This window comes from Nonlabens sp., assembly GCF_047636915.1.
Classification (GTDB): Bacteria; Bacteroidota; Bacteroidia; order Flavobacteriales; family Flavobacteriaceae; genus Nonlabens.
The window spans coordinates 1-10322 of the sequence record NZ_JBLIGN010000087.1; the positions used below are offsets into that span (position 1 = coordinate 1).

13 protein-coding genes are annotated in these 10322 nt (G+C 36.2%); all 13 read left to right on the forward strand.

Features of this window, described 5'->3' with window-relative positions; translation table 11 throughout:
* The coding region (locus ACJAT0_RS10980) for a tetratricopeptide repeat protein (RefSeq protein ID WP_415181681.1) at nt 1-2507 on the forward strand (2507 nt) is incomplete at its 5' end.
* Between the two features lie 7 nt (nt 2508-2514).
* On the forward strand, nt 2515-2964 hold the full coding sequence (locus ACJAT0_RS10985) for a bactofilin family protein (protein ID WP_415181682.1): 450 nt from the start codon (nt 2515-2517) through the stop codon (nt 2962-2964).
* The gene (locus tag ACJAT0_RS10990) at nt 2942-3184 is read left to right on the forward strand and encodes an AtpZ/AtpI family protein (RefSeq protein ID WP_415181683.1); all 243 of its coding nucleotides are present in this window, start codon (nt 2942-2944) and stop codon (nt 3182-3184) included. Before ACJAT0_RS10985 ends, ACJAT0_RS10990 begins: the two co-directional genes overlap by 23 nt.
* Nucleotides 3185-3186: 2 nt before the next feature.
* Nucleotides 3187-3582 carry a hypothetical protein gene (locus tag ACJAT0_RS10995; RefSeq protein WP_415181684.1) on the forward strand — a complete coding sequence of 132 codons (396 nt, stop codon included), beginning with the start codon at nt 3187-3189 and terminating at the stop codon, nt 3580-3582.
* 71 nt (nt 3583-3653) lie between these two features.
* The gene (gene atpB / locus ACJAT0_RS11000; RefSeq protein ID WP_415181685.1) at nt 3654-4745 is read left to right on the forward strand and encodes a F0F1 ATP synthase subunit A; all 1092 of its coding nucleotides are present in this window, start codon (nt 3654-3656) and stop codon (nt 4743-4745) included.
* A gap of 23 nt (nt 4746-4768) precedes the next feature.
* Nucleotides 4769-5005 (forward strand): ATP synthase F0 subunit C, encoded by a 237-nt coding sequence (gene atpE, locus ACJAT0_RS11005; protein WP_415181686.1) that lies wholly within the window; start codon nt 4769-4771, stop codon nt 5003-5005.
* Nucleotides 5006-5076: 71 nt separating this feature from the next.
* Complete coding sequence (locus ACJAT0_RS11010) at nt 5077-5571, forward strand: F0F1 ATP synthase subunit B (protein ID WP_415181687.1); 495 nt, start codon at nt 5077-5079, stop codon at nt 5569-5571.
* A gap of 7 nt (nt 5572-5578) precedes the next feature.
* Nucleotides 5579-6118 carry an ATP synthase F1 subunit delta gene (gene atpH / locus ACJAT0_RS11015; RefSeq protein WP_415181688.1) on the forward strand — a complete coding sequence of 180 codons (540 nt, stop codon included), beginning with the start codon at nt 5579-5581 and terminating at the stop codon, nt 6116-6118.
* A gap of 114 nt (nt 6119-6232) precedes the next feature.
* The gene (gene atpA / locus ACJAT0_RS11020; RefSeq protein ID WP_415181689.1) at nt 6233-7813 is read left to right on the forward strand and encodes a F0F1 ATP synthase subunit alpha; all 1581 of its coding nucleotides are present in this window, start codon (nt 6233-6235) and stop codon (nt 7811-7813) included.
* Between the two features lie 40 nt (nt 7814-7853).
* Nucleotides 7854-8717, forward strand: a complete 864-nt coding sequence (gene atpG, locus ACJAT0_RS11025) for an ATP synthase F1 subunit gamma (RefSeq protein ID WP_415181690.1) — start codon at nt 7854-7856, stop codon at nt 8715-8717.
* Between the two features lie 97 nt (nt 8718-8814).
* Nucleotides 8815-9357, forward strand: coding sequence for an outer membrane beta-barrel protein (locus ACJAT0_RS11030; protein WP_415181691.1), 543 nt, complete (start codon nt 8815-8817; stop codon nt 9355-9357).
* Nucleotides 9358-9366: 9 nt separating this feature from the next.
* Entirely contained in the window at nt 9367-9876 is a 510-nt protein-coding gene (locus ACJAT0_RS11035; protein ID WP_415181692.1) for a hypothetical protein, read from the forward strand.
* A gap of 153 nt (nt 9877-10029) precedes the next feature.
* A partial coding sequence (locus ACJAT0_RS11040; protein ID WP_415181693.1) for an oligosaccharide flippase family protein occupies nt 10030-10322 on the forward strand: 293 nt, incomplete at its 3' end.

Below are 10322 nucleotides of genomic sequence, written 5' to 3' on the forward strand. Positions count from 1 at the left end.
CATGTGGGCGTAAAAAAAACACTTTCCTCAATAGAAATTCACATGCAGTTGCGGCAGAATTTAATGCGTTGTATAATGGTGGTGTGGCTTACGATAAAGGGATAGAAGAACTATCGCTTACGTATCGAGATAATTTCTGGGAAATTCTACCAGTTGAGCGTATCGAGTTGAACGAAGATAACACACTTCCTGGCGAATCTAAAGATCCAAACTTTAACCGTGCTGAAGAGAAGGCCGTAAAGGCAATACAAAAACATGCCATTTATATAGATGGAACAGAATTTAATCCTCAAATAGATGAGGCCTATTTACTGTTAGGGAAATCTCGTTACTATGATTCTAGGTTTATTCCCGCCATGGATGCGTTTAATTTTATTTTGGACAAATATCCTACAAGCAACAGCATCAATATTGCTAAAATTTGGAAAGCTAAATCAAATATAAGATTAAAGAATGAAGAGGTGGCTTTGGAGAATCTTCAGAAAATGTTTGAGGAAGAGGATTTAGATCACGATGTAGTAGCAGATGCTTCGGCCATAATTGCACAAGCATATATTAATTTAGACTCTATCCCCGAGGCACTACCCTTTATAAAATTGGCTTCAGAGAATGTGCGAAATAATGAGCTTAAAGGGAGATACGCATACATAAAAGGGCAATTATATAATCGTTTAGGGTTTAAAGACAGCGCTAACCTTGCGTTCGATGAGGTGATTGATCTGAACCGTAGGTCGCCAAGAGTCTATATGATTGCTGCCCATATCTCAAAAGCTAAAAATTTCGATTATGATAAAGAAGATCGCATTGCACTATTAGAGTTGCTTCGGAATTTAGAGGATGACCGTGAAAATCGACCATATCTTGATAAGATTTATAATCAGATGGGAGAGTACTATAGAAACAGTGATAGTATAGAAACAGCTGTTGTATACTACAATGCTTCAATTCAATCCTTTACCGAGGATAAGTTGTTGCAATCAATTAATTATCAGACGTTAGCAGAAATAAACTTTGATAATGCAGAGTATAAAAATGCAGGGTCTTACTATGATAGTACACTTACCAATCTAGTTGAAAATACACGACAATGGAGGCGAATTAAGAAGAAAAGAGAAAACCTTGATGACGTAATTAAGTATGAAGATATTGCAACTCTTAATGATAGTATCTTGCGACTGGCCTACATGAGTGAGGAAGAGCAGCTAGCCTTTTTTACCGATTTTACATCTAAACTTAAGGCTCAGGCAGTAGCGGATTCAATAGCAAATGTGAAGGAGAAACAAGGAATTACAAATAACGAATTTTATAAAAAAAATAAAAAAGGAGAGGCAACTCAGCCGGGCGGTAAGTTTTATTTTTATAATTCGTCCACTGTTTCTTATGGAAAACAAGAATTTAGAAAAATATGGGGCGATAGGAAATTAGCAGATTATTGGAGAGTTTCAAGTAAGAAAAGTACATTGGAAGTTATTGACGATGTAGCCGCAGTGGATGAAGTACCAATAGCTGAAAATGAAAAGTTTCAAGTAGAAACATATATATCAAGAATCCCAACAGATCAGATAGTGATAGACAGTATCGCTAAGGATAGAAATTTTGCCTACTATCAATTAGGGTTAATTTATAAAGAGAAATTTAAAGAGTATGGCCTCGCAGCAAATCGATTGGAGAAACTGCTTTCCTATAGTCCAGAGGAACGTTTGATTTTACCTGCGAAGTATAATTTACATAAGATTTATGGGGAATTAAATAACGAACCTTTAGCATTACAATATAAGAACGATATCTTAAGTAATCATAGTGACTCGCGCTATGCAGAAATTTTAAGAAACCCGAACTCATCGCTTGCAACCGATGAATCAAGTCCAGAGTTCAAGTATAAAAAATTGTACAAAGACTTTGAAGATTCTAAATATCAACTAGTCATAGAGACTTGTGATGAATACATTACTATCTATAATGGAAATGATATTATTCCTAAATTAGAGCTATTGAAGGCTACAGCCTTGGGACGTCAACAGGGTTATGAAGTGTATAAAAAGGCTCTAAACTTTATTGCTCTTAATTACCCAAATAGTGATGAAGGAAAACAAGCTCAGAAAATCTATTCGAGTGTTCTTTCACGTTTGGCGAGCAAAGAATTTGTCGATGATGAGAGTAGCGTTAGTTTTAAATTGGTATATCAATACAGATTTACAGAATCTGAATTAGCTAATAAAATGCTAGAGAAGTTACAAAAAGCAATTGTGTTTTTTAAGTATGATTATACTGTTTCAGTAGACTATTATTCTCCGGAAACGCAATTGGTCGTAGTTCACGGATTGAACTCAATGCTCGGTACAAGAGGGTTTGGACAGGTTCTTTCAGAGCATAAAGCTTATAAAGTTAAGAAGCCATTTTTTGAAATAGCTACCGAAAATTATAAAATTGTTCAAATACACAAAAACCTCTCAAATTACCTGGATAAAGAGGTGATAGAGCCAAAGGAGTCTGACACTCAAAAATAGTTTTAGTATGTTTTTAGATAAGAAAGAGAAAAGAAACGTTAATCCTATGACGAGTCAAAACCGTATAAATGAAGGGACAAGCATTGTAGGAGATATACAATCTAAAGGCTTTTTTAGAATTGATGGCATAATAGAAGGGAATGTAAGTACTCCATCGAAAGTTGTAATAGGTAAAACCGGTTTAATAAAAGGGACTCTTACCTGTGAAGATGCAGATATAGAAGGTAAGATTATTGGGAAGTTAAACATCAATAATACACTAAGCCTTAGAGCGACTGCCTTTATAGAAGGGGATGTGGTTGCTGGCAAACTAGCTGTTGAGCCAGGTGCAATTTTTAATGCCTCTTGTATGATGAAAGACACCAAGACAACTACCGAGAAGGTGCTGCCTATGTTGGGAAACAAGGAGTCTAATAAATCTCAAAATCATCCTTTTGATAGAGCCCAAAGAATCTAAAAAAAAGAAGGGCAACCGACTTAACACCTATACACGCTTTTCTGGTATAGCTTTTCAAATGGTAGTAATCATTGTATTAGGTTCCTTCGGAGGGGTGAAGCTTGATGAAATGTATCCCAACGAATATTCAGTTTTCACTATTATATTTAGCTTAACATCAGTAGGCATTTCCATGTACTATGTTATTCGGCAGGTTAATCATAGAAAAGAAAAGAAATAGTTATGCTTAAAGATATATTTAATTTTGCCCTAAAATTGCTAGGATTCAGTTTGCTGTTGTGCGCAATCCATTATTATATTTATGTCAATTTTTATTTTGAGATAGAGCTATATCTGCCAATATGGGGTATCTACCTGTTCAATTTAGTTTTAGTGTTGCTTGTTTTTGTCATAATAAAGCAAAAAGTGGCCACAGATGATACGCAAGTATATAATACGTTTTTGGTTATGACGATTGGAAAGATGGCCTTAGCCATTGTATTTTTACTGCCAATTTTCTTTGGTAAGTCTGAGAACTCTACCATTGAGGTGATTAACTTTTTCGTTGCGTATTTTATGTTTTTAGGATTTGAAATAAAAATGCTGGATAAATTTCTCAAAGACATACAAACAAAGTAATTTTTTTAGTTTGTCAGTTGAGTTAATGTTACTACATTTGCAGAAATTTTAAGGAACGCAAAAGAACGATATTGAAAACAACTCATTTTACTTCCATTAGAAACCTCATAATAGGGGTGTTTTTTATTTTAGTATCTACTCCAACTTTTGCAGCTTCATCTGACTCTGAAGGAGAAGAATTTGACGTAACAAATATGATCATGCATCATATTAAAGATGCGCACGAATTCCATATCATGGATTGGGACGGTCATGCTATTTCGATTCCATTACCTGTAATATTATGGACGGAGAACGGATTAGTAACATTTATGTCAAGCGAATTTCAGCATGATGATACAGGAAGTGTCATTGTTGAAAGAAACGAGCAGAAATTTGTTAAAATCCACGAGGAAATTTATTATGCTGCCAATGCCCCTCATGTAGCGGCAAAGATGACTCCAGAAGATGGCGATACCCATGTTGCAAAACAACCTTTGGATTTGTCTATCACTAAGTTGGTGTTTTCGATGTTCCTTTCAATACTATTATTGCTTTGGATTTTTGGCCTTTCAGCAAGAAAATATGATTCAAACGGTGTACCTAAGGGTATTGCTAAGTTTACGGAGCCACTGATAGTTTTTATTCGAGATGAGGTAGCTATACCGAACATCGGGGAGAAAAATTACAGAAAATTTATGCCTTTCCTGCTAACTTTGTTTTTCTTTATTTGGATTAATAACGTAATGGGCTTGGTACCTTTTTTCCCATTTAGTGCGAACTTAAGTGGAAATATTGCTTTTACAGGTGGGCTTGCTTTTATAACCTTTGTTATAACCACAGTACATGGGAACAAAAATTACTGGAAACATATTTTTTGGATGCCAGGTGTGCCAGTTCCGATGAAAATTTTTCTAGCTCCAATAGAGTTTATGGGAATTTTTATTAAGCCTATATCTCTAATGATTCGTCTTTTTGCGAATATAACAGCTGGGCATATAATTGTATTAAGTTTAATCTCTCTAATTTTTATTGCAAAGACGGTGTGGGTGTCGCCTGCATCTCTGTTCTTTGCAGTTTTTATAGGTCTTATTGAGGTTTTAGTAGTTGCCATACAGGCATATATATTTACCATGCTTTCAGCTCTGTATATTGGGGCGGCTATGGAAGAACACGAACATTAATTAATTTTTAAATATTTTTGACTATGAGTTTAGCATTAATTCAAGACGTAGTAAGTTACGTTCCTTTTGCAGCTATTGGAGCTGGTTTAGCAGCTATTGGTGCCGGTATCGGTATTGGTAAAATAGGTGGATCGGCAATGGACGCTATTGCGCGCCAGCCAGAAATGCAAGGGAAAATTCAGTCTTCTGCAATTGTATTGGTCGCCTTCGTTGAGGCGGTTGCACTTTTTGCGGTGGTTGCATCACTTATTGCGAAGTAAATAAGACTAGGCGCAACGGTTGGTTGCGCCAGTTTTTAGTTTAAGTATTAAGGATTTTAAAAAATATAGAAATGGATTTAGTTACTCCAGATGTTGGTTTATTGTTTTGGACATTTATTTCGTTTGCAGTTTTATTTTTTCTTCTGAAAAAATTTGCATGGAAGCCTATCGTTGGAACAGTAAATGACAGAGAAAAGTCAATTATAGAAGCGTTGGCATCTGCTGAAGCTGCAAAACTCGAAATGCAAAATCTTACTGCTGATAATGAGCGTATCTTAAAAGAAGCTCGTGCAGAAAGAGAAATGATGATGAAGGAGGCGCGTGAGATCAAAACAAAGATGATTGCTGATGCTAAGGACGAAGCAAAAGAATCTGCAGATAAAATGATCGTTCAGGCTCAAGCAGCTATAGAAAGTGAAAAGAAAGCGGCAGTAGCCGAATTAAAAAGTCAAGTAGCATCATTATCTATCGAAATTGCAGAAAAAGTAATGAGAAGCGAGCTTTCTGATGCAGGTAAGCAATTGAAGTTAGTCGAAGATATGTTGGGTAAAGCCACATTAAACTAATATAAAAATGAGTAGTAAAGCAGCAATACGTTACGCTAAAGCAGTATTACAACAAGCCAACGAGACGAAAGTAGCCGAGGTCATGTTTGGTGATATGAAATCTGTTCATGCTACTATACAAGGTAGTAAAGAGTTACGTTCTGTGCTAAAAAGTCCAGTTGTAAACACAAATGATAAAAAAGAGGCGTTGCTTTCTATCTTTGAGAATCAATCGAATACAACGAAACGTTTGATACAGGTTTTATTTGATAACAAAAGGATAGCATTACTAAGTGCTGTCGCATCTAGTTATATTGATCTATACAATGAATCAAAAGGTGTAAAAGCGGCCAAGGTTATTACGGCAGTAGCGCTTACAGACGCACTAGAGAAGAAAGTTTTAGATAAAGTAAAAGAACTAACTGGAAGTACTAGCGTGACCTTAAGCAAAGAAATTGACCCTGAAATAATTGGAGGTTTTATTCTTCGAGTAGGTGATTTACAATATAACGCGAGTATTGCAAATCAGTTAGGAAATATTAAAAGGGAATTTAGTAAGTCATTATAGTTCGAGCCATAAAGCTTTGGACAACAAGTATATATTTAAGTAAAAATTTTGTAATAGTAGACGTTCAGTGTTTAGTGTTTTATCTAAATCCTAACATCTAAAATCTAAAATAGAATGGCAGAAGTTAAACCAGCTGAAGTTTCAGCAATTTTAAAACAACAACTTTCAGGCTTTGAAGCAACGGCTTCATTAGACGAGGTTGGAACTGTATTAACTGTAGGGGATGGTATTGCTCGTGTATACGGACTTGCAAATGCACAATACGGAGAATTAGTTGAATTCGAAGGAGGTCTTGAGGGAATCGTTTTGAACCTTGAAGAAGATAATGTTGGAGTTGTATTGTTAGGACCTTCCAAAGAAATAAAAGAAGGAGCTACAGCAAAACGTACACAGCGTATTGCATCTCTTGAGGTTGGGGAAGGTATTGTCGGGCGTGTTGTAAATACGCTTGGTCTACCTATCGATGGAAAAGGACCTATATCTGGTAAAACTTATGAAATGCCATTGGAGCGTAAAGCGCCAGGAGTAATTTATAGAGAACCAGTTACAGAGCCGTTACAAACAGGAATCAAGTCTATTGACGCAATGATTCCAGTTGGTAGAGGTCAACGTGAGTTGGTTATTGGTGACCGTCAAACAGGAAAAACAACTGTTTGTATCGATACCATTCTAAACCAAAAAGAATTTTATGATGCTGGTGTACCAGTATATTGTATCTATGTTGCAATTGGTCAAAAAGCTTCTACTGTAGCGAATATAGCGAAGGTATTAGAAGAGAAAGGAGCTCTTGCGTATACTACAATTGTTGCTGCTAATGCATCAGATCCTGCGCCAATGCAGGTATATGCTCCTTTCGCAGGTGCTGCGATTGGTGAGTACTTTAGAGATACAGGTCGCCCTGCTCTAATTATTTATGATGATTTATCAAAGCAAGCGGTAGCGTATCGTGAGGTATCTTTATTATTACGTCGCCCACCGGGACGTGAAGCTTATCCTGGGGATGTATTTTACCTTCACTCTAGGTTGTTAGAGCGTTCGGCAAAAATAATCGCCGATGACGGTATTGCTAAAGAGATGAATGACCTTCCTGAAAGTATAAGACCTATTGTAAAAGGTGGTGGCTCGTTAACAGCACTTCCGATTATTGAAACACAAGCGGGAGATGTTTCGGCATATATTCCAACCAATGTGATTTCAATTACAGATGGACAAATTTTCTTAGACGGTGATTTATTTAATGCCGGTGTACGTCCTGCAATTAATGTAGGTATCTCAGTGTCTCGTGTAGGAGGTAATGCACAGATCAAATCGATGAAGAAGGTTGCTGGTACGTTGAAACTAGATCAAGCTCAGTATCGTGAATTAGAAGCATTTGCTAAGTTTGGATCTGATTTGGATGCGGCTACAATGAATGTAATCTCAAAAGGACAACGTAATGTTGAAATTTTGAAACAAGCTCAAAATGATCCTTTTACCGTTGAAGATCAGGTGGCGATTATCTATGCAGGTTCTAAGAACTTGTTGCGTGATGTGCCGGTTGTAAAAGTAAAAGAATTTGAAAGAGATTTCTTAGAGATGATGAACGCTAAGCATAAAGATACGTTAGACACGTTGAAGAGTGGGAAACTTACAGATGAGTCAATTGACGTTATCAGTACCGTGGCAGCTGATTTATCTGCGAAATACAAAGCTTAATTTAGATTCCTCTACAAGAGCGGAATGACAAAAATAAAGTATGGCAAACTTAAAAGAAATACGTAATAGAATTGCTTCGGTTGGATCAACCATGCAGATAACCAGTGCTATGAAAATGGTGTCGGCTGCAAGGTTGAAAAAAGCGCAGGATGCTATTACCGCAATGCGTCCTTATTCTGAAAAGCTTACTGAGCTATTACAAAACCTTAGTGCCACTTTAGATAGTGACACAGCAGGCGTATATTCAGAACAGCGTGAGGTGAACACTATATTAGTGGTAGCTATTACATCTAACCGTGGATTAGCAGGCGCTTTTAATAGTAACATTATTAAGCAGGCTCAACAACTGGCTAACGTCACTTATGCAGATAATAAAGTTGACTTTTTTACCATAGGTAAAAAAGGAAACGATATTCTTAAGAAATCAGGTAATGTCATCAAAAATAACATCGAAATATTTGATGATTTATCTTTTGAGGCTACGTCTGAGATCGCTGAAGAGTTGATGGATTTATATGCTAGTAATACGTATGATAGAATTGTAGTAGTCTATAACAATTTTAAAAATGCTGCAACTCAGTTTGTATTAACTGAGCAGTTTTTGCCAATTTTGCCTCCTAAAGTATCTGAGAAGGATGTAACGGCAGATTATATCTTTGAGCCATCAATGATAGAGATCGTAGACGGGTTAATTCCAAAGAGTTTAAAGACTCAATTGTTTAAATCCCTTCGTGATTCTGTAGCAAGTGAGCACGGAGCACGTATGACGGCAATGCATAAGGCAACAGACAACGCAACGGAGCTAAGAGACGCACTTAAACTACAATATAACAAAGCACGTCAAGCAGCAATAACGAATGAAATTCTTGAAATCGTTGGTGGAGCTGAGGCATTGGCTGGATAGTTTTTAAAGTTTAATATTTTTTAAAAGTCTTTCGAGTTTCGAGAGGCTTTTTTTATGGAATAGATTTTGCCTCACATCAATAAAATTGAGCAAGTTTATGAGAGTTAGAAGTTTACGAGTCGTTGTTTATCTTATGTTATGTGCTTCAGGCATGGTTGCTCAATCTAAAAAAGGAGATATGAGTTTATCAGTGACAGCGTCACCATTCCCAACCACTTACGGAGATAACGATGATTTTGGTGTTATAGGGTTGGCTGGGTTTGAGTTTTTTCTTTCTAACAGGGTTTCTCTAATGGGAAGTTTTTTTAGCTCGAACAATACAATAATTCGGAACGATAGCGGAGCAACAATTCGTTCTTATGGATTTATACCTTCCATACAATACTATTTTGTCAATAAGGAAGACTTCAATATTTTCGGTAATTTAGGGTATGGGTTTGGCTTTGAAGACCTAACGAGAGGAGTTATTCAAAATAGTGCCTTAACGGTTTTTAGTATTGGACCGGGGGTCAATTATAAGCTGCATGAGAAGTTGTTTTTGCGGCTGACCTTACCTTATTTTAACGCGAGGAATATTACTATAGATGAGAACGCAGCCAATGGAATTGCAGTGTTTTTAGGACTAGAATTTAAACTGTAATTTCGAAGTATGAAACAAATAAAACATTTTTTGTCATTTGTTGGTATGACGTTTCTTTTAGTTAGTTTTTCAAACTGTGGAGGTTCAAGGCAAGATAAAACTAATTCATTTGAAGATAAGCCACCATTCACTATTTCTCAAATATTTGCACAAGACTGGGTGGCTGGAGTTGCAGAAGGTGGTTACGGAACAAATGTTCATGTTATTTGTGATAAACTAAACGAAAACCTTAAAATAGAAACTATTTATTTTGCTAATAATATTCTTGTAGTAAGACGAGCAGTTAATAATCCGAAGGCTTTTGTAGGGTCATGCAAGACTGTTCCTGGGAGAGACATTATAATGGATAGCGATGTAGTAAAGGAAGCTCAAAACAGACCTAAACTTTCATTTCCGTTTGAATTAGGGAGGAACGAAGCCGTAATCAAATATAGTCTGGAAGGTAAAGCTATGTTTTTTAAAGTATCTGATGTTTTAATAAAACCGAAAATCACATATCCAACCGTAAATAAAGACTAAATTATATTTCAAAAAGAGAGGTTTAGCTGTTATTATATTTGCAAAGATTTCTTGGCGCTATTTAATATATGCTATTTCATTTTTACGGAAATGCACAAGGTCTTGTCCCACAATCTTAAATTCAATACTTTTACTCAATAAACCTACTTAGCATTGAGCGTTTTTAAAAAACTCTTTCAACAAACTTTTATTTATGGCTTGGCAACGGTATTACCGCGAGCTTTAGCTATTTTTTTGGTGCCGTTATACACCTCGGAGTTGACTACTTCAGCCTTTGGGGTCTATGCTACCTTGATGTCTTACCTTATTCTAGGGAATGTTCTACTTTCTTATGGAATGGAAACAGCATTCTTTCGATTTATTAATAAGGATGCTTCAAAAAAGGAAATTGTACAATCAACGGCTCTTACCTCTTTAACTGTTTCAACTTTGGTTTTTATTGCATT

Excerpts from the sequence above, each read along its gene's own strand:
- ACJAT0_RS10995 (WP_415181684.1), top strand. The coding sequence starts at position 3,187 with ATGCTTAAAGATATATTTAATTTTGCCCTAAAATTGCTAGGATTCAGT.
- ACJAT0_RS11010 (WP_415181687.1), top strand. The coding sequence starts at position 5,077 with ATGGATTTAGTTACTCCAGATGTTGGTTTATTGTTTTGGACATTTATT.
- atpH (WP_415181688.1), top strand. The coding sequence starts at position 5,579 with ATGAGTAGTAAAGCAGCAATACGTTACGCTAAAGCAGTATTACAACAA.
- atpG (WP_415181690.1), top strand. The coding sequence starts at position 7,854 with ATGGCAAACTTAAAAGAAATACGTAATAGAATTGCTTCGGTTGGATCA.
- ACJAT0_RS11035 (WP_415181692.1), top strand. The coding sequence starts at position 9,367 with ATGAAACAAATAAAACATTTTTTGTCATTTGTTGGTATGACGTTTCTT.
- ACJAT0_RS10985 (WP_415181682.1), top strand. The coding sequence starts at position 2,515 with ATGTTTTTAGATAAGAAAGAGAAAAGAAACGTTAATCCTATGACGAGT.
- atpE (WP_415181686.1), top strand. The coding sequence starts at position 4,769 with ATGAGTTTAGCATTAATTCAAGACGTAGTAAGTTACGTTCCTTTTGCA.
- ACJAT0_RS11030 (WP_415181691.1), top strand. The coding sequence starts at position 8,815 with ATGAGAGTTAGAAGTTTACGAGTCGTTGTTTATCTTATGTTATGTGCT.
- atpA (WP_415181689.1), top strand. The coding sequence starts at position 6,233 with ATGGCAGAAGTTAAACCAGCTGAAGTTTCAGCAATTTTAAAACAACAA.